At 71.2% G+C, this 23,375-nt stretch carries 19 protein-coding genes and 2 pseudogenes; 8 read left to right on the top strand and 13 right to left on the bottom strand.

The genetic code is table 11. The features are described 5' to 3' along the window. Window positions 1–132: 132 nt before the first annotated feature. The 8 genes from FREUN1FDRAFT_RS29190 to FREUN1FDRAFT_RS29155 all read right to left on the bottom strand — a co-directional run bounded on the left by FREUN1FDRAFT_RS29190 (window position 133) and on the right by FREUN1FDRAFT_RS29155 (window position 9,642). The gene (locus tag FREUN1FDRAFT_RS29190; RefSeq protein WP_006543899.1) at window positions 133–1,092 is read right to left on the bottom strand and encodes a carbohydrate ABC transporter permease; all 960 of its coding nucleotides are present in this window, start codon (window positions 1,090–1,092) and stop codon (window positions 133–135) included. Window positions 1,093–1,163: 71 nt separating this feature from the next. Next, a complete protein-coding gene (locus FREUN1FDRAFT_RS29185) occupies window positions 1,164–2,114 on the bottom strand; it encodes a carbohydrate ABC transporter permease (RefSeq protein ID WP_006543898.1) in 951 nt (316 codons plus the stop codon). Between the two features lie 252 nt (window positions 2,115–2,366). Beyond that, window positions 2,367–3,773 (bottom strand): ABC transporter substrate-binding protein, encoded by a 1,407-nt coding sequence (locus tag FREUN1FDRAFT_RS29180; RefSeq protein ID WP_006543897.1) that lies wholly within the window; start codon window positions 3,771–3,773, stop codon window positions 2,367–2,369. Between the two features lie 86 nt (window positions 3,774–3,859). Continuing rightward, window positions 3,860–4,987 carry an ABC transporter ATP-binding protein gene (locus FREUN1FDRAFT_RS29175; protein ID WP_006543896.1) on the bottom strand — a complete coding sequence of 376 codons (1,128 nt, stop codon included), beginning with the start codon at window positions 4,985–4,987 and terminating at the stop codon, window positions 3,860–3,862. A gap of 256 nt (window positions 4,988–5,243) precedes the next feature. Then, window positions 5,244–6,290 carry a PDR/VanB family oxidoreductase gene (locus FREUN1FDRAFT_RS29170; protein ID WP_006543895.1) on the bottom strand — a complete coding sequence of 349 codons (1,047 nt, stop codon included), beginning with the start codon at window positions 6,288–6,290 and terminating at the stop codon, window positions 5,244–5,246. 162 nt (window positions 6,291–6,452) lie between these two features. Then, a complete protein-coding gene (locus tag FREUN1FDRAFT_RS29165) occupies window positions 6,453–7,415 on the bottom strand; it encodes a LysR family transcriptional regulator (RefSeq protein ID WP_006543894.1) in 963 nt (320 codons plus the stop codon). A 434-nt stretch (window positions 7,416–7,849) separates the two neighbouring features. Then, window positions 7,850–9,139, bottom strand: coding sequence for a cytochrome P450 (locus FREUN1FDRAFT_RS29160; RefSeq protein ID WP_006543893.1), 1,290 nt, complete (start codon window positions 9,137–9,139; stop codon window positions 7,850–7,852). Beyond that, the gene (locus FREUN1FDRAFT_RS29155) at window positions 9,136–9,642 is read right to left on the bottom strand and encodes a PaaI family thioesterase (RefSeq protein ID WP_006543892.1); all 507 of its coding nucleotides are present in this window, start codon (window positions 9,640–9,642) and stop codon (window positions 9,136–9,138) included. Before FREUN1FDRAFT_RS29155 ends, FREUN1FDRAFT_RS29160 begins: the two co-directional genes overlap by 4 nt. Window positions 9,643–10,051: 409 nt before the next feature. On the opposite strand from FREUN1FDRAFT_RS29155, the gene FREUN1FDRAFT_RS29150 reads away from it, so the two are divergent. The 3 genes from FREUN1FDRAFT_RS29150 (at window position 10,052) to FREUN1FDRAFT_RS29140 (ending at window position 12,904) form a co-directional block, all read left to right on the top strand. Next, complete coding sequence (locus tag FREUN1FDRAFT_RS29150) at window positions 10,052–11,308, top strand: cytochrome P450 (RefSeq protein WP_006543891.1); 1,257 nt, start codon at window positions 10,052–10,054, stop codon at window positions 11,306–11,308. Between the two features lie 118 nt (window positions 11,309–11,426). Continuing rightward, complete coding sequence (locus FREUN1FDRAFT_RS29145) at window positions 11,427–12,716, top strand: cytochrome P450 (protein ID WP_006543890.1); 1,290 nt, start codon at window positions 11,427–11,429, stop codon at window positions 12,714–12,716. Then, the gene (locus FREUN1FDRAFT_RS29140; protein ID WP_006543889.1) at window positions 12,716–12,904 is read left to right on the top strand and encodes a ferredoxin; all 189 of its coding nucleotides are present in this window, start codon (window positions 12,716–12,718) and stop codon (window positions 12,902–12,904) included. The genes FREUN1FDRAFT_RS29145 and FREUN1FDRAFT_RS29140 overlap by 1 nt, the downstream gene beginning before the upstream one ends. Window positions 12,905–13,002: 98 nt before the next feature. Here FREUN1FDRAFT_RS29140 and FREUN1FDRAFT_RS29135 read toward each other — a convergent pair whose 3' ends face one another. Then, on the bottom strand, window positions 13,003–13,641 hold the full coding sequence (locus FREUN1FDRAFT_RS29135) for a TetR/AcrR family transcriptional regulator (protein WP_006543888.1): 639 nt from the start codon (window positions 13,639–13,641) through the stop codon (window positions 13,003–13,005). A 422-nt stretch (window positions 13,642–14,063) separates the two neighbouring features. Between FREUN1FDRAFT_RS29135 and FREUN1FDRAFT_RS29130 the strand changes: the two genes are divergently transcribed. Next, window positions 14,064–14,927, top strand: coding sequence for an alpha/beta fold hydrolase (locus FREUN1FDRAFT_RS29130; RefSeq protein WP_006543887.1), 864 nt, complete (start codon window positions 14,064–14,066; stop codon window positions 14,925–14,927). A gap of 115 nt (window positions 14,928–15,042) precedes the next feature. Here FREUN1FDRAFT_RS29130 and FREUN1FDRAFT_RS29125 read toward each other — a convergent pair. Together FREUN1FDRAFT_RS29125 and FREUN1FDRAFT_RS42155 are read right to left on the bottom strand one after the other, a co-directional pair. Next, window positions 15,043–15,902, bottom strand: a pseudogene (locus tag FREUN1FDRAFT_RS29125) (LLM class F420-dependent oxidoreductase). Window positions 15,903–15,947: 45 nt separating this feature from the next. Then, window positions 15,948–16,212 (bottom strand): annotated as a pseudogene (locus tag FREUN1FDRAFT_RS42155) (zinc ribbon domain-containing protein); the annotation flags it as partial. Between the two features lie 577 nt (window positions 16,213–16,789). On the opposite strand from FREUN1FDRAFT_RS42155, the gene FREUN1FDRAFT_RS29120 reads away from it, so the two are divergent. Both FREUN1FDRAFT_RS29120 and FREUN1FDRAFT_RS29115 read left to right on the top strand, forming a co-directional pair. Further along, entirely contained in the window at window positions 16,790–17,947 is a 1,158-nt protein-coding gene (locus FREUN1FDRAFT_RS29120) for an acyl-CoA dehydrogenase family protein (protein WP_006543884.1), read from the top strand. 431 nt (window positions 17,948–18,378) lie between these two features. Further along, window positions 18,379–19,242: a fumarylacetoacetate hydrolase family protein gene (locus tag FREUN1FDRAFT_RS29115; RefSeq protein ID WP_006543883.1), complete on the top strand. Its 864-nt coding sequence runs from the start codon at window positions 18,379–18,381 to the stop codon at window positions 19,240–19,242. Window positions 19,243–19,478: 236 nt separating this feature from the next. Here the strand turns inward: FREUN1FDRAFT_RS29115 and fabG are convergent, their stop codons facing one another. Next, a complete protein-coding gene (fabG, locus tag FREUN1FDRAFT_RS29110; protein ID WP_006543882.1) occupies window positions 19,479–20,240 on the bottom strand; it encodes a 3-oxoacyl-ACP reductase FabG in 762 nt (253 codons plus the stop codon). Between the two features lie 401 nt (window positions 20,241–20,641). On the opposite strand from fabG, the gene FREUN1FDRAFT_RS29105 reads away from it, so the two are divergent. Beyond that, window positions 20,642–21,865 carry an RtcB family protein gene (locus FREUN1FDRAFT_RS29105; protein WP_006543881.1) on the top strand — a complete coding sequence of 408 codons (1,224 nt, stop codon included), beginning with the start codon at window positions 20,642–20,644 and terminating at the stop codon, window positions 21,863–21,865. Between the two features lie 232 nt (window positions 21,866–22,097). Further along, window positions 22,098–23,183 (top strand): alpha/beta hydrolase domain-containing protein, encoded by a 1,086-nt coding sequence (locus FREUN1FDRAFT_RS29100; RefSeq protein WP_157475542.1) that lies wholly within the window; start codon window positions 22,098–22,100, stop codon window positions 23,181–23,183. 7 nt (window positions 23,184–23,190) lie between these two features. Here the strand turns inward: FREUN1FDRAFT_RS29100 and FREUN1FDRAFT_RS46895 are convergent. Beyond that, a partial coding sequence (locus tag FREUN1FDRAFT_RS46895; RefSeq protein WP_035954246.1) for a hypothetical protein occupies window positions 23,191–23,375 on the bottom strand: 185 nt, incomplete at its 5' end.

Raw genomic sequence — 23,375 nt, 5'->3', positions numbered from 1 at the left:
CGTGGATCGGCGGCAGATCACCCGTCCGCCGGCACCCGTCGGCAGCCGCCGGCGGGACGAAGCGCTTCGGACGATACCGAGACGATCACTCACACGGGACGGGCCCGCCGGGGGGCGGCTGCCAGTTGCGGCTCACTTCAGGCCGGAGCGGACGAAGGCGCTCACCACGTGGCGCTGCAGCATCAGGTAGATGGCGAAGATGGGCAGGCACGCCAGGCCCGACCCGGCCATGAGACCGCCCCAGTCGGGGCCCTCGACACCGACGAACAGCCCGCGCAGGCCGAGCTGGACGACGGACTCGGCCCGCTGGAGCACCAGCGCCGGCCAGAAGTAGTCGTTCCAGGCGTTGATGAACAGCACGATCGCGAGCGCCGCGAGCGGGGCCCGCAGGTTCGGCACGATGACCGTCCACAGGATGGACCAGGCCGAGCGGCCGTCGATGCGGGCGGCGTCGATCAGGTCCCGGGGGAAGCTGGCCATGTGCTGGCGCAGCAGGAGGACGCCGAGCGCGGACACCAGGTTCGGGATGATCACGCCGGGCAGCACGTTGAGCAGGCCCAGGCGGTACAGCAGGGTGTAGTTCGGCAGCATCGTCACCTGGAAGGGAACGAGCCAGGTGCCGACGAACGCCAGGTACAGCAGCGTCTGGCCGCGGAACTTCCAGGCGGTGAAGGCGTAGGCGGCGAGCAGCCCGACCAGCATCTGGCCGACCGCGACGGCCAGCGCCACCAGGAACGTGTTGAGGATCAGCTGGCCCATCGGCAGGACGTCGGTGACGTGGGTGTAGTTGCCGATGGACAGCGGCCAGGGGAACAGCGTGACGTTGTAGACCTCGTCCGGGCGGCGCAGCGAGGTGGCGTACATCCAGTAGATCGGGAAGATGCAGAACAGGCTCAGCCCGGCCAGCACGCCGTGCCCGACGACCGCGCGCACCCGGTCACGCCAGCCGCTCTCCCCGGCAGGGCCGTCGCCGCCGCCGGAGCGGTCGCGGCGACCGGTCGCCGCCCGCGCCGACAGCCGCCGCGACGCCGGCGCGTCATGCGTGGACGGCGGGCCTGCCGGGGCAGGCATCGCCGTGTCGGCCGCTGCCATGGGGAGCTCCCTTCGAGGGCGTTCGGGGGTGAGGTCGCGTTCGGTGATGTCGTCGCGTTCGCGCGGGACCGTCAGGAGTCGTGGAACGTCAGGCGGTCGGAGAGGCGGATCAGCCCGACCGCGATCACACCGAAGGCGACGAAGAACAGCAGTCCCGCCGCGCTGGCGAAGCCGGTGTCGAAGTTCTGGAAGCCGTACTCCCAGAGCAGGTAGTAGACGTTCGTGGTCTGCGAGTCCGGCCCGCCCTGGGTGAGGGTGTCGATCAGCGGGAAGGTGAGGGTGCCGGACATCAGGATGGTCATGAGCGCGAGGAACACCAGCGTCGGCGAGAGCAGCGGCAGGGTGATCCACCGGGTGATCTGCCAGCGTGAGGCCCGGTCGAGCACGGCCGCGTTGCGGTACTCCTCGTCGATGCCCGCCAGCCCCGCGCTGACGACGAGCACGGCGAAGCCGAGCAGGTGCCAGCCGGTGATCACGACGATGGCGATCTGCGCGGGCCGGGTCTCGTGGATCCAGTTGATCTCGGCGCCGAGGACCTTGTCGACGGCGCCGCTGTGCGGGTCGAGCATCCACTGCCACAGCGCCGCACCCGCCACCGGCGGCACCAGCACGGGAGCGAAGATCAGGGCACTGTAGACGGTGCGCCCGCGGCCGCCGATCGCGGACGTCCACAGTGCGACGATCGTCGGCAGCACGACGGTGAACAGCATCAGCGCCAGCGTCATCATGGCCGTGATCCACAGTGCTGTCCGCAGCTCGGGCAGGTCCAGCAGGCGGTGGTAGTTGTCCAGCCCGACGTATTCCTTCGGGGTGGTGGGCAGCAGGTTCCAGGAGAAGAACGACAGGTTGAGCGCGGCGGCGAGCGGCCGGTATGTCCAGACCGCCAGGCAGCCGACGGCGGGCAGCAGGAACAGGTAGGGCGTCACGCCCCGCGCCGCTCGGCGGGCGAACGGCGGCCGGCGCGCCGTGGCGACGGTGGTCGCCCGCGGTATCGCGGCGACCTCGACGAAGGTTCCGGACATTCCTGGTCCTCACGCGTTCTGTGCTGTGCGGTCTGAGCGGCAACCGGTTCTGTGCGGCAGTTGGTTCTGTACGACAACCGGCTCTGTGCGGCCGTCGGAGTGCGGCCGTCGGAGTGCGGCGGTCGGAGTGCGGCGCTCGTCCGGCCGACGCTGGTCGCCCCCGGCGGGCGGGACGGCACGCCGGGGGCGACAGCATCTGGGTTCTGCGCGCGGTTCGTCACCGAGGCCGCCGGTTCACCGACGGCCGCCGGTTCACGACTTGGGCAGCAGCTTCGTGGCCTCGGCCTGGGCGTCAGTCAGGGTCTTCTTCGGGTCCGCGCCGTTGTAGACGACGTTCTCGACGGCGCCGAGCATCGCGGTGCGGATCTGGACGTAGTCCTTGCCGGGGAAGGACACCCACGGCTTGAGCTTGGCCAGCTGGTCGAGGTTCGGCTTGATCAGCGGGTTCTCGGCGGCCCAGGTCTTGAGGCCGTTCGGGTCGTCGAGCAGGCCGGTGCGCAGCGGCAGGTAGCCGATGCCACTGGTGATCTTCGTGTAGGCGGCGTCGCTGGTCAGGAACTCGATCAGCTCCCAGGCCGCACGCTGCTTCGCCGGGTCCTTGGAGAACATGAACAGGGCGGCACCGGAGTTCGTCGGGACGACCGGCTTGCTGCCGAACGCCGGCATGGTGGCGGCCTTGAGGGTCCACGCCGGCTTGGAGCCGGCCGCGCCCTTGATGAACACGCCCTGCGCCGAGCTGCTCTCGATGATCATGCCGATCTCACCGCGGGAGAAGGCCGGGTAGGCCTGGTCCTGCGACAGCTTGGGGCTGGCGCCCGAGTTCACCAGGTCCTGCGCCATGGTGACGGCCTCGACGGCGGGCGCCTCGGCGAAGGTCATCTTCGTCTTGTCCGCGGAGATCACCGTGCCGCCGTTGGAGGCGACCAGCGCCTGGTAGCACCAGTCACCGGAGACCTTGGTGAGGCAGTCGATGTAGGCGCCCTGCTTGCCGGTCTTCTCCTTGATCGCCAGAGCGGCGGTCTTGAACTCCGCCCACGTCGTCGGCGGCTTCTCCGGGTCGAGGCCGGCAGCGCGGAACAGGTCGGCGTTGTAGTAGAGGACCGGCGTCGAGAACACGAACGGCACGCCGAAGGTCTTGCCGTCGACGTCACCGAGGGTCTTGGCGGCCGGGGCGAACGGGTGCGTCCCGCCGAAGTTCTCCTGGACGGCGTCGCGCCCGACGATGTCGTCGAGCGGCTTCGCGCCGAGCGACTCGACGGCGTAGTTGAGATCGCCGAAGGTGAGCTGGGCGACGTCGGGGGCGTTGCCGGTGGCGAGCTGCGCCTGGATGCTGGCGGTGGCCGCCGTGCCGAAGCCCTTGAGGGTGGACGTCTGCGGCTTCTGCGCGGTGACCGTGATGTTCGGGTGGCTCTTCTGGAAGTCCGCGACCAGGGCGTTGAAGGTCGGCGTCCAGGAGGCCTGCGCGAGGTTGTAGCTCTCGAAGACGATCGAGACCTTCTGGTCCGGACCGAGCTCCGGTACCGCCTTCACGGTGGGGGTGGCGGGAGACGCCGCGGTCTCGTCGCCGTCGTCGGATCCACACGCGGCGAGGCCGAGTGTCAGCGCGAGGGCGGCAGCGCAGGCGGCTGCCACGCCCCGGGCAGAGCGCCGTCGAATCACGTCTTGCTCCTTTTACAGTCGTACTTGGCGTCGATGTGATGCGTTGTCGTCGTAAGCGACGGATCGTCGCGGCGCGCTGACGTTCCTCAGCGGTGCGGCGCGACGGGCGTCGGCTGGTTCTGGCGTGCCTGCCAGGCCAGCCGGCGCCCGCTGCTCCGGTCGAACAGGTGGATGTGGTCGCGGGCGGTGGTGAGCACGACCGGCTGCCCGGCGGCGAGGCCGAGCGGCCGGGCGCCGCGGAACTGCACGACGGCGCCACCGACGGTGCACTGGGCCGATTCCTCCGCGCCGAGGTTCTCGACCGCCTGTACCTCCCCGCGCAGGACCGGTGTCCCGACCGGTCCCGCGCTGTCGGTCTGGCGCAGGTGTTCGGGCCGGATGCCGAGGATGACGTCCCGGCTCTCGACCTCCTCGCCTGGCCAGAGGTCGACCTCCACGCCCTGGGCGACCACCCGCACCCGGCCGTCGTGTCCTTCCACCCGGGCCGGGAGCAGGTTCATCGGCGGGGAGCCGAGAAAACCGGCGACGAACACCGACGCCGGCTCGTCGAAGACCTCGGTCGGGGTGCCGACCTGTTCCAGTCGGCCGCCGTCGAGCATCGCGATCCGGGTCGCCAGGCTGAGCGCCTCGACCTGGTCGTGGGTGACGTAGACGACGGTCGCGCCGAGGGTCTCGTGCAGGGTGCGGAACTGCGCCCTGGTCGCCTGGCGCAGCTTGGCGTCCAGGTTGGACAGCGGCTCGTCCATGAGGAAGGCACGCGGATCACGGATGATCGCGCGGCCGACCGCGACCCGCTGGCGCTGGCCGCCGGACAGCTCCCGCGGCCGCCGTTCGAGCAGGCCGTCGAGCTCCAGCAGGGCCGCGACCTCCTCGACCCGCTGCCGGATCCGCGCGCGGGGCATTCGCGCGGCACGCAGTGGGAATCCGATGTTGCGCGCGACGGTGAGATGCGGGTACAGGGCGTAGCTCTGGAACACCATCGCGAGGTCACGCCGTGCCGGTGGGGCGTAGGTGATGTCCTCGTCGTCGAGCAGCACCCGGCCGCCGGACGGCTGTATCAGGCCGGCGATCAGCCGCAGCAGCGTCGACTTCCCGCAGCCGCTCGGACCGAGCAGCACGAGGAACTCCCCGTCTGCGATGTCGAGATCGATGCCGTCGACGGCGACGACGTCGCCGTACTGTTTGGTCAGTCCGTCGAGCACGATTCTGCCCACGGTGCTGGCTCCTCCCCCGGGCTCGACCTGTGGTGTCCCGTTGTCCGTGCGCGGCTCCCCCGGGTCCGACGGCCTTCTGGCCGGGCCCGAGACCGGTGGGATACCGGCTCGGTGTGGAGGTGCGCGGGTGAAGAATACGGTCCACGCTTATTCCGGAGTCAGCCGATTGCATTTCTGGATGAGGCGATTGCCTGGACGGATGACCAGCCCCCTGTCGATTCCCCTGAAATAGACCGGGAGTAATTTCTGGTGGATTTCAGATGTCCAGCTCCAGACGTTCGCCCAGGCTGCGCGAAACGCACACCATCATCGTTCGGCCGGCCGCGCGCTCGGCCTGGCTCAGGACGGTGTCGCGGTGGTCCACGTCGCCGCCGAGCACAGCTGTCTCGCAGGTGCCGCAGGTGCCGTCCCGGCAGGACGACGTGACCGCCGCACCGGCCGACTCCAACGCCGCCAGGACGGACTGCCCCGGCCGGACGGTGAGCACCCGCCCGCTGCGGGCGAGACGCAGCTCGAACGGGTGGTCGCCGTCGCGGACGGCCAGCTCGGCCGGCCGGAAGCGCTCGGTGTGCAGCGCACCGGCCGGCCAGGCCGCGCAGGCCGCCTCGACCGCGCCGAGCAGGCCTTCCGGCCCGCAGCAGTACACCGCGGTCCCCTCGTGCGCGCCGGAGCCCACCAGGTCACCGAGGACGTCCCCGATCGGGAGCAGGCCGTGGGTGTCCTGCGGGTGCAGGACGACCCGCGGACCGTACCGGGCCAGTTCCTCGGCGAACGCCATCGCCGCCAGCGCGCGCCCGCCGTAGAGCAGGCTCCAGTCGGCACCGCGCGCGGCGAGCTCGGCCACCATCGGCATCAGCGGGGTTATCCCGATACCGCCCGCGACCAGCAGGTACCTCGGCGCGTCGACCAGCGCGAAGGCGTTCCGCGGGTGGCTGACCGTCAGCCTGGTGCCAGCCCCGACCCGGTCGTGCAGGTGCGTCGAACCGCCCCGGCCTGCGGCCTCACGCAGGACGGCGATCCGCCAGACCCCCCGGTCGGACGGATCACCGCACAGCGAGTACTGACGAGTCAGGCCCGGCCGGACGGTGACATCGACGTGCGCGCCGGCCGTCCACGCCGGCAGCGGGGTGCCCGCCGGGTCGGCCAGGTCGAAGCAGACCACGTCGAGAGCTAGGGAACGCCGGGCGCGGACGACCAGCGTCAGCTCCGGTCCGCCCCCGGACGGATCACGCCGCGAGCCAGATGCTCCGGACTGATCCGGCCCTGGGGCGGCAGGCGGTGCCACGGACGAGGACAAGGACACGGACGACCTCCCGGGAATTCCCGACGGATACTGAATCCTTTTCCATCGTCGACACGGGCTCACGGCAGCTGGCCGTGGACCGCGGGATGGCGAGCGATCGCCGGTTCTGGAAAAGGTCAGGGCCTTCCCACGGTAGCGACGCCCCGGCGGCCGGCGAACCGCTCAGGGTGCCATCATTGACAAGTTCGATCGCCGGGCCGTGGCAGACTGATCGCTTTTCGCCTCCGTGGTCTGCTGCTCGCGCTCCAGGTCGGCTTCGGCGTGTTCCAGGCTGTCCAGCAGGGTTTCCACCAGGCGGGTGCGTGGTGGGCGCCACACGACGTGCACGGGTATCGTCGGCACGGGGTCGACGAGTGGTACCGCACGCGCTCCCGCGATACCGACCGCGCGTTCCTGTGAGGCGAATCCGACCACCGGCCGGGTGGTGACCAACAATGCGCTCGCGCCGGGATCGTCGACCTCGGCCACGACCCGGAGCTTTATGCCGGCCCGGTCGGCCGCCCGGGAAATCGTGTCGTAGAGCGCCGGGCACTGGGTGCGGTGGAACAGCAGGCATGGCTGGCGTTCCAGGTCACCGAACGGCACCTGCGCCCGCGTGGCCCATTCATGATGCTCCCCGACGACCGCGAGAATACGGACCCGCAGCACCTCCTTCGAGTGCAGGCTCGAGGTGGGCGGCAGCCCGAAGATGAAGCCGACATCCAGCTCACCGCTGAGAAGGCTCTTGATCTGGGGGCCGGTCCGCCGCTCCCACAGCCGGGGCACGACTCCCGGGTGCGACGTGTGCATGTGGGCGAGCGTCGGCGGAAGAATGCGGTGCCCCGCCGGCAGGTTGAATCCGATGTTGATCTTCCCGGCCCGTCCGGCGGCCGTGTCACGGGTGATTTCGAGCGTTCGGCGCTTCAGTTCGAGGATTTTCTTGGCCTCACCCCGGAACGCGTGACCGGCGGGAGTGAGACGCACCTCACGCGAGTTTCTCGCGACCAGCTGCACACCGACCTCGCGTTCAAGGCGGGCCAGGTGCTGGCTCAGTGAGGGCTGGGTCAGGTTGAGCCGGCGCGCGGCCCGACCGAAGTGGACTTCATCGGCGATGGCGAGAAAAGAGACCAGATGACGGAACTCCACGAGCGTCCTCCCTCATTCCCCCGCTCGCCAGTCTAGTGTGGCCGCCTAACGGACGATGAAGCCCGAGTAAGCCCCGAGTAATTCTTCGGCTGCCAGATGCACCGGCACGCCCGCGGATCGGTGCGGAATTTATTCCGCACCCGCACCGCAATGTGTCCTGCGCCGCTTTTTCGTCGACTCCGGGCGGATATCCCGACGACACGCTATGAAGAAGCGGACAGGGCGGGAATTTGCGCGAGCAATAGGGATGGGCAGTCGCACGGGCGGCTGCACGAGGCGTTCGCGAACCGCGGACCCATGCCGTGGGTGGACGCCACGGGCCGACGGCCCGGACCGGGGCCACAGCCAGATCCGCCCTGGTCCGGGCACGCGCGGACCAGGGCGGATCTGGGAGCAGGGCGGACCTGGAGCAGGGCGTACCCGGACCCGACAAGTCAGCCCGCGACGCGCACCGGCAGCGCCGACATGCCACGGACCACGATGTTCGGCCGGTACGGGGGCGGATCCGCCAGCAGCGTGATCCCGGTCAGCCTGGTCGCGACCGCGCGCAACGCCTCGCTGACCTCGAGCCGCACCAGCGGCGCACCCAGGCAGTAGTGCAGGCCCATCCCGAGAGCGAGATGGCGGTTCGGCCGGGCCCCGCCCGCATAGCGATCGATGCGGAACCGGTCGGCCTCGTCGAACGCCCGCGGGTCGCGGTTGGCCGAACCGAGCACGAGGATGACCGCCTCGCCCGGGGTGAACACCCTGCCGGCCACGGTCACCTCCCCGCGTGCGGTGCGTGTCGTCACCTGCGCCGGCGGGTCGAACCGCAGCATCTCCTCCACCGCGGGCAGCGCCAGCTCGGGCGCACGCCGCAGGGCGTCCAGCTGATCGGGGTTGCGCATCAGGGCGAGCACGCCGTTCCCGATCAGGTTGACCGTGGTCTCGTGCCCCGCGACCACCAGGATGAGCAGCGTACCGAGCAGCTCCGTCGTCGTGAGCCGGTCACCCTCGGCGTGCACCTGCGCGAGCGCGCTGATCAGATCGTCGCGTGGGTCGGCTCGGCGGTCCGCCACGAGGGCGCCGAAGAACTCCCGGAACTCCCCGACCGCGGCGGTGCGCTCGGCGAGCTCGGCGGGCGAGAGAAGATCGTCCGGGTCCAGACCGCGCGCGATCCCGGCCGACATCCGGCGCACCGCGGCGTGCTCGGAGGCGGGGACGCCGAGCAGCTCGCAGATCATGGTCAGCGGCAGCGGGTAGGCGAACTCCTCGATCAGGTCCAGCTCGCCGACGGCGAGCGCGCGGTCGAGCAGCTCGTCGACCACACGACGGGCCGTCGGGCGGGTCGCCTCGATCGTCCGCGGGGTGAAGGCCCGGCTCACCAGGCCACGCAGCCGGGTGTGGTCCGGCGGCTCCATCCACAGAAAGGATCCGGGCAGCTCGACGTCGCTGGCCGGGTGCAGCAGCTCGGATTCCTCGGCGTGGCTCCACACCGGGTCGGCCAGGATCGCGGCGCACTCGGCGTAGCCGGGCACCAGCGACGTGCCCAGCGGCCCCGGCAGGAAGGTGCCCGCCGCGCGCAGGATGCCGTATGCCCGGTATGGGTCGTGCCGCCAGGCCGGGTCGAAGGAGTCGATCACCGCCTGGCCGAGCACCTCGGCGCTGATCCCCCCGGCCGGCGCGATCCGGGTCGCGGCGTCCGTGGGAGCCTGGCCCTCCGGGCCGGTCGCCGTGGTCGTCATGACGCCCGCACCGCCGGCTCGATCAGCAGGCAGGTCGACGTGCCGTGGGCCACCAGCGCGCCGGCCCGGTTGGTCACCCGGGCCTCGGCGGTCGCGGTACGACGTCCCACGTGCACGGCCGACCCGACACAGGTGAGCAGGTCGTCGTCCAGCGCGACCGCTCGGATGAAGTTCACCTTCAGCTCCAGCGTCGTGTAGAGCACGCCCTCGGGCAGCTGGGTGTAGACGGCGCTGCCCATCGCGGTGTCCATCAGCGTGCTGATCACCCCGCCGTGGACGGTCATCATCGCGTTCGCCGCGGCTGGTGACGGGGTGAGCGTCCAGACCGACGAGCCGTCACCGAGCTCGGTCAGCAGCACGCCCAGCGAGTGACCGACGCCGATGCCCGCGCGCAGGCCGTGGGTCACCAGGTCGGCGAGCTCCCGCAGGCGGCGGGCCTGGTCAGGCTGGTCGACGGTGACCACCGGTTCGGTGGCACGGTCCAGGTCCAGGGTGCGGTCCATGGTCGGCGGCTCCCCGCGCGTCGGTGTCGGCCAACTATGCGTCGCGCCGCATCGTGACCCCGGCCCTCGGCGGCTGACGAGATGCATTCGCAGCCCGAATCGATCGATCGGGTCCGCCCGCACCCTCCCGGCCGCCACAGCCGGGACGGACCAGGCTGCCGCCCGACCGGCGCAGTCGCCCGACCGGCGCAGTCGCCCGACCGGCCCGACTGGCGCAATCGCCCGATTGGACTGTGCCGCTCACGCTGTCGGTCGGCGGTGCGATCGGACATCGTGCGTCCCGTCGGCGCGGTCGCGCCGCCACGCCCCCGCGTACGACAGGCGTACGACGACAGTGCCGTTGCGGACGTGCCCGGTGCCGATGTACCGGTGCGTACATGCCGGCGCGGACGACAGGAGTGGGACAGCCATGGTCGCCGGAGACGTCTCCACCGAGCCCACCCAGGCCGAATCCGACCAGGTGGAGTTCACCGCCTTCCACCCGGCCCACAAGGCCGATCCGTACCGCAACTACCGGCAGGTGCGCCAGACCCGGCCGTTGTGCCCGTTCATGCTCGGCGACGTCCCGGTCACCGTGGTCACCCGGTACGCCGACTGCGAGGCAGTGCTGCAGAGCGACGACTGGGTGCACGGGTATGACGCCGGGATCAGCCCGTTCCGCGAGGGCAACGCCAGCGCGCCCCGCTCCTTCCTGCGCATGGACCCCCCGGACCACACCCGACTGCGCGGCCTGGTGAACAAGGCGTTCACCCCGCGCATCGTCAACGCGATGGAGCCGCGCATCCGGGCACACGCCGACCGGCTGGTCGCGGGCGCCCGTGCGACCGGCACGCTGGAGGTCATCGGCGAGTACGCCGCGCCGATGGCGAGCGCGACTCTCGGGCAGCTGCTCGGCGTGCCCGACGACGTCGGCGCGTCGCTGCGGGGATGGGCGCTGGCGATCGCCCGGGGCACCGACCCGGACAACCTGCTGAGCGAGGACGAGCTCGCAGCCCGCAAGAAGGCGACGCTGGACTTCCATCGCTACTTCGAGGAGCTCATCGCGCAGCGCCGGGCACACCCCACCGACGACCTGGTCAGCAAGCTCGCCGCGGCGCGCGACCGGGACGACGCCCTGAGCGAGACCGAGCTGCTGGGTGTCTCCTCGCTGATGGTCGTCGCCGGGATGGAGACGTCCATCAACTACATCGGGTCGGCGGTGCTCACCCTGCTTCGCCACCCCGACCAGCTCGCGCTGCTGCGCGAGCGGCCGGAGCTGCTGGCCTCCGCGGTGGAGGAGGTGCTGCGGTACGACCCGCCGACCCAGTTCACGATGCGCACCGCGGCCCGGGAGACCGAGCTCGGCGGGCGCACCTTCCGGCGCGGCGACGGCGTGCTGCTGGTCAGCGCCGCGGCCGGCCGCGATCCCGATGCCTACGCGGAGCCGGACCGCTTCGACATCACCCGCTTCCACGGCCCGACGCCGGCTCGGCGCCATCTGGGCTTCAGCGTCGGCATCCACTTCTGCCTCGGGGCGCCCCTCGCCCGGATCGAGGCCGCGTCCGCGATCGGCGCGCTTCTCGAGGGCTCCACCCACCTGGAGCTCGCCGTCGACGAGGGCGATCTCGTCTATCTGCCGAGCCTCATCCATCGAGCGCTGGCCACGCTCCCGGTCCGGATCAGCTGACCACCCCATCGGAAGGGCCAGTTACAGTAAGGGAGAGTCCGGTTCTCGCGTCGTTTGTGTCGCGCCGATCCCGGATGGGAGACTAGTTCGCAGGACAGGGAAGGGAGCACCCCGCACTGTGAGTGACCTTGAGACGCCGGACTACTTCCGCGATGCGCAGCTCGTCGCCGACCCGTACCCGTTTCTGGAGCAGATGCGCGATCGCTGCCCCGTGCTGCGGGAGGACCACCACAACGTGGTGATGGTGACCGGTTACGAGGAAGCCGTCGAGATCTTCCACGACTCCGCGTCCTTCTCGTCGTGCATCTCGGTGACCGGCCCCTTCCCCGGCTTCCCCGTGCCGCTCGAGGGCGACGACGTCACCGCGCTCATCGAGGCGCACCGCCACGAGCTGCCGATGAGCGACCAGCTGCCCGTCCTGGACCCGCCGACCCACACCGCGCACCGGGCGCTGCTGATGCGGCTGATCACCCCGAAGCGGCTCAAGGAGAACGAGGCCCAGATCTGGAACCTCGTCGACCAGATGCTCGACCCGTATCTGGCCCGCAGCGAGGGTGACTACATCTCCGGTTTCGCCGGGCCGTTCACCCTGCTGATCATCGCCGACCTGCTCGGCGTGCCGGAGGAGGACCAGGAGGAGTTCCTCGACCGGCTGCAGCGCCGGCCCGAGTCGCAGTCGGGCATCGGCAGCACCGGCGACGACCATCTCGCGCACAACCCCCTGGAGTTCCTCTACAACAAGTTCACCGCCTACATCGAGGACCGTCGCGCCGAGCCCCGCGACGACGTGCTCACGGGGCTGGCCCAGGCGACCTTCCCCGACGGTTCGACCCCGGAGGTCATCGACGCCGTCCGGGTGGCGGCGAACCTGTTCTCCGCCGGGCAGGAGACGACGGTGCGGCTGCTCAGCTCCGCGCTGAAGATCCTGGCCGAGGATCCCGAGCTGCAGGACCTGCTGCGCTCCGAGCCCGAGCGGGTCGGCAACTTCATCGAGGAGACGCTGCGGCTGGAGAGCCCGGTCAAGGGCGACTTCCGGCTTTCACGGGTGCCGACGACCGTCGGCGGGGTCGACCTGCCCGCCGGGACGACCGTGATGGTCGTGAACGGCGCCGCCAACCGTGACCCGCGCCGCTTCGAGAACCCCAACGTCTTCGACGTGGCCCGCCCGAACGCGCGTCACCACGTCGCGTTCGGGCGCGGCATCCACACCTGCCCCGGGGCACCGCTCGCCCGGGCGGAGACGCGGGCCGCCATCGAGCGGATCCTGGAGCGGACCACCGAGATCCGCGTTTCCGAGGGTGTGCACGGCCCGGCCGGCGATCGGCGCTACAGTTACCTGCCCACGTTCATCCTGCGTGGGCTGACCCACCTCAACCTGGAATTCACGCTGGCGCCGAGGAACGTGTGATGAAGGTTTTCGTCGACGAGGACCGCTGCTGCGGGCATTCGACCTGCTGCACGCTGTGTCCCGAGGTCTTCTCGCTCTCCGATGACGGCTTCGCCGTGGTGACCGTGGACGAGGTTCCGCCGGACTTCGAAAGCGTTGTCCACGCCGCGGTCAGCAACTGCCCCGAGCAGGCCATCAGCGCGTCCTGACCCCTTTCGGCGATCCACGGCTGGCCGTTCACCGGTCGACTCACCGGTCGACGGCCGGCCGCTCGTCAGTTCCGCGACGGAAGGCTCGACGGCCGTGGTCAGTCCGCGGTCAGGTCGAGGACGGTCAGCGCGCGGCCCGGCAACCCACCGGGCCGTGCGCGCAGTCCGTCGAGAACGATCTCCCGGGCCCGCTCGTAGACGACGTCGGCCACCTCGCCGGGCATCCGGTGCGGCTCGTGCAGCAGCACCGTGAAGAGATGGGTGACGTCACCCGCCCCGACGTCGGGCCGCAGGGTGCCCTCCCGCTTCGCCGCCTCGACGAGCTCCTCGATCAGCGCGATGAGCTCGCAGCGGATGCGCCCGGCCCGCGGATCGGTCCGGATCGCCTCGGTGATCGCGGGCTGGAACAGGTTCGGGGCCCGCAGCGCGAACCTGAGCTCCGGCGACCCGCCGAGGACGGCGATCAGGGCATCCCAGGCCCGCGGGCCCACCTCCACCGCGGCATGTGCCCGGGCGAGCATCGCTGCCAGGCTGTCCTCGACGACGGCCAGGACCAGGCTCTGGCGGTCCGGGAAATGCCGGTACAGCGTCCCCACGCCGACCCCGGCGAGTCGGGCGATCTCCTCCATGGGCAGGTTCGGGCCGTCCTCGGCGAACGCGGCCACCGCGGCGGAGATGATTTTGCCGCGGTTGCGCCGGGCATCGGCCCGCAACCGGACCGGGGACGCCGCCGTCATGCCGCCCGCTCCCCTGCCGGAATCCGGCCGGGGGCATGCGGGCATAACGCGATCGGCGGGCCCGATAAGCGAAAGCCGATGGTGCGCAGCTGCCACATCGCCTGCTCCCTTGGTGTCTCGTGGTGCGTGATGGCCGTCTCGTGGTGCGTGACGACAGGTGTCAGGTGACTGTGCGCCCGAGAGCGCGCGGCGAGCGGTTGGCGATCGTGCTCCCGCACTTGGCTACGGGCCGGTCGGGCGACGAGTGGGCAGGATTATGCCTGGCAGGCCCGGCCGGCGAAAGAAAACCCGTGGCCTGCCCGGCGGCGACGGCGACGGCGGCGCCGCCGGGAAACCGGTAACCGGGGAACCGGTGCGGCCGGCGGCTCCCGACAGCGCGCGAACTGTTTCGCCCGCGGGCCGTTGCCGCTACTGTCCGCCTGGTGGCAAAGGCGCTCGTCAACGGTCTCGGTATCGGCTACGACCTCGTCGGCGACGGCGACCGGACCTGGGTCCTCACCCTGGGCGGCCGGTTCACCCGAGGGGCTCCGGGGGTGCCCGAGCTGGCCGCGGCCCTCGCCACGCCCGGTAACCGGGTGCTGCTGTGGGACCGGCCGAACAGCGGCGAGTCCGACCTCTGCTTCGCCGGCCCGAGCGAGCCGCGGATGCAGGCCGACACGCTGGCGGCGCTGCTCACCGAGCTCGACCTCGGCCCGGCGGTGCTCGCCGGTGCCACGGTCGGGTCCCATGTCTCGCTACTCACCGCCGCCTACCATCCCCAGGTGGCTGCCGGGCTCGCCGTGTGGTGGGTCAGCGGCGGTGTGCCCGGCCTGACGATCCTCGCGAACGCCTACTACACGGCGTCCGTCACCGCCGCGTGGACGACCGGGATGGAGGCGGTGGCCGCTCTGCCGGAGTGGGGCCCGTCGTTCGACGCCAACGCGCGCAACCGGCAGCGGCTGCTCGCCCAGGACCGCGCCGAGTTCGTCGCCACGCTCCAGCGATGGATGGCCGCCTTCAGCGCACGGCCGGGCGAGGTGATCCCGGGCCTGCCCGACGATGTCGCGCGGTCGGTGCGGGTTCCGGCGCTCGTGCTGCGCAGCGGGGCGAGCGACCCGTTCCACCCGCGGGCCGTCTCGGAGGCACTCGCCGCGGCGCTGCCACAGGCGCGGCTGGCGGAACCGCCGTGGGGGGACCGCGAGTACCTCGAGCGCCAAGCCGACCTGGCACGGGCCGGCAGCCTGTTCGTGCGCTGGCCGCTGCTGGCTCCGGTGCTCACCTCCTGGGCCGCCGACGCCCTCACCTGATCCACGCGCCGGCGACGGCGATCGTCGTCCTGGGAGCAGCCGTCGTTCTGGAGTAGCCGTCGTTCTGGAGTAGCCGTCGTTCTGGATCGGCCGTCGTTCCGGGTCGGCCGTTGCCCTACAGCAGCGCCGCGGCCAGGCGGCGCCACTGCTCGCGTGGGAAGGCCTGCTGGTCGGCCGTCAGCACCTGGATGCACACGTGGTCCGCGCCGGCCGCGTGGTGCTCGGCGACGCGCCGCCCGACGGCCTCCTCGTCACCCCAGGCGATGAGGGCGTCGAAGAGACGGTCGCTCACGGAGGTGATGTCCTCGTCGGTGAAGCCGAGGCGACGCACGTTGTTCGCGTAGTTCGGCAGCCCCAGGTAGCCGCCGAGCCAGCTGCGGCCGATGGTGTGGGCCTCGTCGGCGTCGGTGGTGAGGATGACCGTCTGCTCCGGCAGCACGAGCGGCCCCGCGCCGAGGCGCTCGCGGACCTGGCGGGTGTGCTCGGGCGTGACCAGGTAGGGGTGGGCTCCACGGGCGCGGCTGCCGGCGAGATCCAGCATCTTCGGGCCGAGCGCCGCCAGCACGCGGTCCTGCGCCGGGACGGGGGGTCGGCCTTGTCGAGGCCGTCGAGGAAGGCGCTCATCGCCGCCAGCGGGCGCCGGTACCGGCCGGCCTCGGCCGCGTCGATCAGGGGCGCGTGACTGACGCCGATCCCCATCAGGAACCGGTCACCGTGCGCGGCGGTCAGCGCGGCGAAGCCCGCGGCGACGTCCACGGGATCGTGCATCCACAGGTTGAGGATGCCGGTGGCGATCGTCACCCGGCTGGTCGCGGTGAGCAGGGCGCCGACCGCGTCGAGGACCGGGCCGCCGACGTCGGGGATCCACAACGCGCGGTAGCCCAGCTCCTCCAGCTCCGCCGCGGCGTCGGTCACCTCCGCCGGATCGCCGTAGCGCAACTGCTGGCTCCACACGCCAATGCCTGACAGGTCCATCCCAGCCATCCCGTCCACCTGCCGGTCGCCCGGCGGCCGCCATCGCTACTTTGACGTCCTCCCCCGTATGGACACGGAGGATTCCAACTTCACGAGAACTGACTCGCGTTGTTGAGGTTCGCGGTTCACCGGCACCGGCAACCCGGTGCCTCCCCGCGCGGTCACCGCGCGCCCCGCGGCGATGTTCACAGCTGCGTTCACGTCCGCGTTGCCCTCACGCCCGCAGGCGACGCACCGGAACCGCGCTTGGCTCTCACGCGACCCCGACGACACACCCGTCGGTAGAGCATCCCCGGCTCGTCCAGACGGCCGAGGTCCCGCGTTCCGGACACGCCGGATAACAAACCACGCGAGAACCCTACAGAAGAGCGCCGGCGTGCCTGCGCGGAAGACGGTGTCCCTCCGTGTCCGGGGAACCCTCCAGACGGTACGCTGCGACACTGATCCTGACAAAACCAGATTCATGCCCGAATGCATGGGAAACCGGATTTCTGCCCGACCTGGGGGCCTTCGCTGTCCGATGCGTTCCTCGCGCAGGGCCACGATGGTTGCGCGGTAGACGATGGATCTGTCCGAGCACCTCACCGACCGCCAGACGGCGCTTCGCGAAAGCCCCGCCCTCGACGTCCGGTGCGCCGCCCGGGTCCAGCCATTACCATTCCGCCTGCAACATCGGCTGGCCGGTTCCCGCCTCGGCGCAGTGGCTACCAGCGATCGGGAGCTTGTCACGGTCCCCAGGCGCCTCCGAACGGGTCGCCACGCAACGGCACTTTAGATAAAGTATGCAATCTAGGTACCGGGCCTCTCACCAGGCCCGTCACCTCCCGCCGCGCGTCGCGGGCCCCGTCGCGGGCTCGGCCGCGAACCAGTGCCTGAAGGGAGATCGCGTGCTCGACGACGATGTGCGCCAGATCATCGCCGCCACCCGCCGCTTCGTGCGCGAACGGGTCGTGCCGGCCGAGGCCGACATCGAGCAGTCGGACGCGATACCCCCCGACCTGCGCCGCGAGGCCGCCGAGATGGGCCTGTTCGGCTTCGCCATCCCCGAGACGTACGGCGGCCTGGGCCTGAACATGAGCGCCGAGGTCCGGCTGGTCTTCGAGCTGGGCTACACCACCCCCGCCTTCCGGTCGATGTTCGGGACGAACAACGGCATCGCCGGTCATGTGCTGCTCGAAGGCGCCACCGAGGAGCAGAAGAAGGCCTATCTGCCGCTGGTCGCCTCGGGCGAGTGGACTGCGTCGTTCGCGCTGACCGAGGAGAACGCCGGCTCCGACCCGGCGGGCCTGGCGACGTCCGCCCGCCGCGACGGTGACGACTGGGTCATCAACGGCGCCAAGCGTTTCATCACCAACGCACCGGTCGCCGACGTCTTCATGGTCTTCGCCCGGACGGACCCGGACGCGAAGGGCGGCCGCGGCATCACCGCCTTCATGGTGGAGCGGGGCACCCCCGGCCTGGGCGTCGGCCCGAAGGACCACAAGATGGGTCAGGCCGGCGCCTGGACGGCCGACGTCACGCTGGACGACGTTCGCGTGCCGGCCAGCACGGTGATCGGCGGGGAGGACGGGGTCGGACGCGGTTACGCGACCGCGATGCGCTGCCTCGCCCACGGTCGCATCCACATCGCGGCACTGTGCGTGGGCCTGACCCAGCGGCTGCTGGACGAGTCCGTCGCGTACGCCGCCAGCCGGGTCCAGGGCGGCAGCGTGATCGGTGAGCACCAGCTCGTGCAGGGCCTGCTCGCCGACTCCGCGACCGACCTGTACGCGGCGCGGGCGCTGGTCACCGAGGTCGCGGCCGGCTTCGACGACGGAAGCGACACCCGGATCGGGCCGTCCTGCGCGAAGTACTTCGCCTCCGAGGCGGTCGGGCGGGTCGCGGACCGCGCCGTGCAGATCCACGGCGGGGCCGGGTACATGCGCGGCGTGCCAGTCGAGCGTTTCTACCGCGACGCCCGCCTGTTCCGGATCTACGAGGGCACCAGCCAGATCCAGCAGATCGTGATCGCCCGCCAGTTGCTGCGCGACGCCGGCGTGCGTTAGCACCGTCGGATCAGACGCAAGGAGCCATCTGGCGGTCACGAGACGTGGAGGATTCTGGCCGTCGGCGAGTCTGTCGCAGCATCGCGAGCCTCGAGCTTCCGTTGCCGTCACTGCTCCCGAGCAGGAAGTGAGGATTGTGGCTGCTACAGCAACCGACATCCTCACTTCTTGCGGCTTACCAGGTAACTCCATGCCCGTTTTATCCCTATTGGCGTGAACTACTGGCACTGTTCGGCGCTGCGGGATTCCCGGCGGGTCGGCGTGCGGCGGGTGGACACGGACCCACCGGGTCAATTCGGGATCTTGCGAAACGCTCCCGAAGACCGAGAAGCCACCACTCCTGCGAGTCGGCCAGCGCCAGCCACCTACCCGGCGGCGGATAGCGTCGGGCGGTGCAGCCGGAAGGCCGGCGCGGCGGGAGGGCTTGGGCGATGCGGTTCGTGGGCGTACGGGATGGTCGGCGGATCGTGGTCGGCCTGGTGCTGGAACGCGCCGGGGTGTCGAAGCTGGCGCGGATCGCCGACGTGGACGACTTCTACGCCGACCTCCCCCGCTGGATGTCGACGGCCCGCGAGCTGACGACGAGCGACCACGGCCTCGCCGACCTGGACGACCTCGCGGACGCCGGCACCGGCCTCGCCCCGCCCGTGCCGGCCGGGGCCCGGGTCCTGGGCATGGGCCTGAACTACCACGCCCACGCCGCGGAGACCGGCCTCGAGCTGCCCCGCAAACCCCCGATCTTCGCCCGCTGGACCGCGTCGCTCACCGTGGACGGCACCCCTGTCCCGGTTCCGGGCGGTGAGCGCGGGCTGGACTGGGAGGGCGAGCTCGCCGCGGTCGTCGGGACCCGGCTCGTCGACGTCGACGAGGCCACCGCCCAGCGGGGCGTCCTCGGCTACGCGGTGTTCAACGATCTCAGTGCCCGCCGGGCCCAGGGCGCCTCCGCGCAGTGGACCCTGGGCAAGAACTCGGACCGCAGCGGGCCGATGGGCCCGGTGGTCACCACCGACGAGGCCGGCGACCCGGCCGCCGGGCTACGCCTGGTCACCCGGGTCAACGGCGAGATCATGCAGGACGGGAACACCAACGACATGATCTTCACGGTCGGAGCGATCCTGTCGTTCGTCAGCCGCACCATCCCGCTGGATCCCGGGGACGTCCTCATCACCGGGACGCCCGCCGGAGTCGGCTACACTCGCACCCCGCCGCGCTATCTCGTCCCGGGCGACGTCGTCGAGGTATCGATCGAGACCCTCGGCACCCTCCGCAACCCGGTCACAGCGCATGGAGGATGAGCGTCGCGGCGCCGGGCCCACCGCGTGTCCGTCTCGATCGGTCGCGCTGGACATGGGGACGTCATGGAGCGCTACCGGTCAGCCCTCCTCGACCACACCGGCGTCATCACATCGGTCGCGTTCCTCGCCCGCAAGCCGTGATCCGGCGGGCCGGTGACGCCGTCGCACACGACGAGGCGGCACCGGCCCGGGCCCGGCCGGACCGGATCGGATCGGTACCGGACCTGGTTCGCCGCTCAGGTCTTGGGCCCGCCGGCGACGTAGATCACCTGGCCGGTGACGAACCCGGCACCCTCACCGACGAAGAACGAGACCGTGTTGGCGATGTCGTCAGGCTCGCCGACCCGGCCCACCGGAATGTCCTTGGCACGCGCGGCCGCGTACTCGTCCCACGTGCGCCCCAGCCGCTCCGCGGTCGCCCGGGTCATCTCCGTCGCGATCAGGCCCGGCGCCACCGCGTTGACGGTGATGCCGAACTTGCCCAGCTCGATCGCCACGGTCTTGGTGAAGCCCTGCAGGCCGGCCTTCGCCGTCGAGTAGTTGGCCTGCCCGCGGTTGCCGACCGCGGACGTGCTTGACAGGTTGACGACCCGCCCCCAGCCGGCCTCGACCATGTACTTCTGGACCGCCCGGGTCATCAGGAACGTGCCCCGCAGGTGCACGCCCATGACGGCGTCCCAGTCGCTCTCCGTCATCTTGAACAGCAGGTTGTCCCGGGTGATGCCGGCGTTGTTCACGAGAACCGTGGGGGCGCCCAGCTCGGCCACGACCCGCTCCACCGCGGCGGCGACCTGCTCGGCGTCGCTCACGTTCGCCCCGACGGCGATGGCCTTCCCACCGGCCGCGACGATCGCCTCCACGGTCTCCTTCGCGGCGGCCTCCTCCAGGTCGAGCACCGCGACGGCCAGGCCGTCGGCCGCGAGCCGCCGGGCCGTCGCGGCACCGAGCCCCCGCGCGGCACCCGTGACGATCGCGACACGTTCCTTGACAGCGGACATGCTGAAGTCCTCCCACTTTGCGGGTGATGGCCCGAGTGCCCGCAGGCGGCCCTCGGGGGCAGATCAGGTCGTTGGTACCGAAGTCTGTCAGGCGGCACCGGCAGGCGCATCGCGTCGGAGCCCACCGGCCGGCACGGGCCGGCGCCGCGACGGGCGGCACGGCCAGGCCGACCCGGTTCGCGCGGACCGGTCGGTGGCCGGGCGCACCCTAGCCGGCCGGACGGCTAGCTGGTGGATGGGTGGGTGGCTGGCCGTCCGGACGGCCGGCTGACACGCAACGGCACGAGGAGCGCACGCAAAATCATTCGCCAACAGCCGCGGCACCGGCGATCGTGGAGCGCGACGCGAGGCGGGGCCGTCGGCAGACCGCCGGCCCCCGAGAGACAAAGGAGTGATGCCCCGTGGCCCCGGTTGACGAGCTGGCGGGAGCAGCGGCCCCGATCTGGATGTGGACCCATCCACACGAGGTGGAGAGCGCCGCCCTCGACCAGCTCCGCACGATCGCCGACCTGCCCTACGTCCACCACCACGTCGCCGTCATGCCGGACGTCCACCTGGGCAAGGGCGTCACGGTGGGTTCGGTCATCGCGCTGCGGGACGCCGTCTCCCCCGCCGCCGTCGGCGTCGACATCGGCTGCGGGATGGCCGCGCTGCGGACCAACCTGACCGCGGCCGACCTGCCGGACGACCTCGGCCCGGTGCGGGCCGCGGTCGAGCGGGCCATTCCCGTCGGCCACCGCGGGCACGCCGAGATCTCCCGGCGGGTCCGCGGTTACGGCGAGCTGTGGGCGACGTTCGGTGATCTGCACCCGTCGGTCTCGGGCCGCAGCGGGAGCATCGACCGGGTGATGTCCCAGCTGGGGAGCCTCGGCTCGGGCAACCACTTCGTCGAGCTGTGCCTGGACTCCACGGACGCGGTGTGGCTGATGCTGCACTCGGGGTCGCGCAACGTGGGCAAGACGCTGGCGGAGCTGCACATCGCCGCGGCCAAGAAGCTGCCGCACAACACCGGGCTGCCCGATCGGGACCTGGCGGTCTTCCTCGCCGGCACCCCCGAGATGGCCGCCTACCGCCACGATCTCACCTGGGCCCAGACCTACGCCCGCCACAACCGGGAGACCATGCTGGCGCTCTACGTCGACGCGCTGCGCGCCCACCTCCCACAGCTGCGGGTACCCACCCCGCCGACCGACGGCCCGCACGCGGGCGACGCCGCCTTCGCCGCCGTCAACTGCCACCACAACTACGTCTCCGAGGAGCACCACTACGGCGCCGACGTCCTGGTCACCCGCAAGGGTGCCATCTCGGCGCGGGCCGGCGAGTACGGCATCGTGCCGGGCTCCATGGGCACCCGCTCCTACATCGTGCGCGGCCTGGGCAATCCGGAGTCCTTCCACTCCGCCTCGCACGGCGCGGGTCGGCGGATGAGCCGTACCCGCGCCCGCAAGGAGTTCACCACCGAGGACCTCGTCACCCAGACCGCCGGCGTCGAATGCCGCAAGGACCCCGGCGTGCTCGACGAGATCCCCGCCGCCTACAAGGACATCGACGCCGTCATCGCCTACCAGCGTGATCTCGTCGACGTCGCCGCGGAGCTGCACGCGGTGATGTGCGTGAAGGGCTAGCGGCGCGGTGGCGGGGCGCCCGAACCCGACGGCGGGATGATCCCCGGGAACCAGGCTCCTCCTGATGTCCGTCGCGGCACCGGCTCATAGTCTCCGCGTCTGCGCCTCCAACGGGCGCCGACCGGAGGAGGCCGTGACCAGTGCCGCATCAGAGGAGATCTGGAAGTCGTGGCACAAAACGGGCGCTGACGGCCACGCCCGCCCTAGGCCTGGCGCTGGCCCTCATCCTGGCGTGAGCGTCGGTCTGGACAGCGACGCGGAGTGGACCACGCTGCACGAGGAGATCACCCGGCGCGGCGATGTCTGGGTCGGGGTGTCCGCCCAGCGGATCGGGGTCCAGGGCGGGCCGGTGCTCGTTCCGGTCACCGGGGCGGCCGGGCTCGCCGGCAAGGGCCTCACCGCCATCGACCCGGCCCGCTACGGCACGCTGAACCATCCTGGTGACGGCTTCTCCTACGACATCCTGACGCAGGTCGCCCGCGCGGTGCGGGGCGGCGCGGGCCTGGACGGGCTGCGGCCGCAGCGCCTCATCGCGGCCGGCGAGTCGCAGTCCGCGTACGCCCTGGTGACCTATCACAGCGGTGTGCAGCCACTGACCCACGCGTTCGACGGCTTCCTGGTCCACAGCCGGGGCGCGACCGGGCTCGGGCTGGTCGGGCCCGGCGAGAACGCCGACCTCGTCAGCGTGCTCAACGACACGCCGACGATCTTCCGGACCGATCTGGACGCGCCGGTGCTGGACGTCCAGACCGAAAGTGACCTCACCGGGGTGCTGGACTCCGCTCGCGCCCGGCAGCCGGACAACCCGCGCCTGCGGCTGTGGGAGGTGGCGGGCACCGCGCACGCCGACGCGCGTCTGCTCGGCCCGGCGGCGGCCGTTCTCGACTGCGGCGTGCCGATCAACAACGGTCCGTTGCACTTCGTGGCCAAGGCGGCACTGCGGGCACTGGCGGTCTGGCTCACGACCGGCGCCCAGCCACCGGTGGCGCCCCGCATCGAGGTCGCCGCCGGCGGCGAGCCGCACATCACCCGGGACGCCGACGGCATCGCCGTCGGCGGAATTCGCACACCACCGGTCGACGTGCCCGTCTCGGCCCTGTCCGGTGCCGGCGGCCCGAACACGTCGACGATCTGCGCACTGGCCGGTTCATCCCGGCCTTTCACTTCCTCCCGGCTGGGCGAACTTTATTCGTCGACAGCCGACTACCGTCGCCGCTACGACGAGGCAGCCAAATCGGCGGTCGACTCTGGATTCATACTCACCGCAGATCTCGAATCACTGCTCAATGCCGCCGACACAACCGGAATCACATCCTGACCGAGGATTATCCGAAGCCACCAACCGCGTTCTCAATGGCATTGTCCGCAGCCAGCGGAAACGGTTCGGTCAGGGCCGCGACGAGGAGAGGAACCACGGCCTGGGCGCCGGCCGGTGGCTGCGCCCCGGTCGGCGCCGACGCCCCGGTCCGACGCCGACCGCCACCGCGCCCTCCCCCGTCCGTGCCGCAAC

The organism is Parafrankia sp. EUN1f, from assembly GCF_000177675.1.
Taxonomy (GTDB): Bacteria; Actinomycetota; Actinomycetes; order Frankiales; family Frankiaceae; genus Parafrankia.
Note: the sequence above shows the minus strand (reverse complement) of the source record. Positions and strands in the feature narration are given on the sequence as shown.

Coding starts and splice junctions, on each gene's coding strand:
- FREUN1FDRAFT_RS29190 (WP_006543899.1), bottom strand. CDS start 1,092: ATGGCAGCGGCCGACACGGCGATGCCTGCCCCGGCAGGCCCGCCGTCC.
- FREUN1FDRAFT_RS29185 (WP_006543898.1), bottom strand. CDS start 2,114: ATGTCCGGAACCTTCGTCGAGGTCGCCGCGATACCGCGGGCGACCACC.
- FREUN1FDRAFT_RS29160 (WP_006543893.1), bottom strand. CDS start 9,139: ATGACGACCACGGCGACCGGCCCGGAGGGCCAGGCTCCCACGGACGCC.
- FREUN1FDRAFT_RS29155 (WP_006543892.1), bottom strand. CDS start 9,642: ATGGACCGCACCCTGGACCTGGACCGTGCCACCGAACCGGTGGTCACC.
- FREUN1FDRAFT_RS29150 (WP_006543891.1), top strand. CDS start 10,052: ATGGTCGCCGGAGACGTCTCCACCGAGCCCACCCAGGCCGAATCCGAC.
- FREUN1FDRAFT_RS29140 (WP_006543889.1), top strand. CDS start 12,716: ATGAAGGTTTTCGTCGACGAGGACCGCTGCTGCGGGCATTCGACCTGC.
- FREUN1FDRAFT_RS29135 (WP_006543888.1), bottom strand. CDS start 13,641: ATGACGGCGGCGTCCCCGGTCCGGTTGCGGGCCGATGCCCGGCGCAAC.
- FREUN1FDRAFT_RS29115 (WP_006543883.1), top strand. CDS start 18,379: ATGCGGTTCGTGGGCGTACGGGATGGTCGGCGGATCGTGGTCGGCCTG.
- fabG (WP_006543882.1), bottom strand. CDS start 20,240: ATGTCCGCTGTCAAGGAACGTGTCGCGATCGTCACGGGTGCCGCGCGG.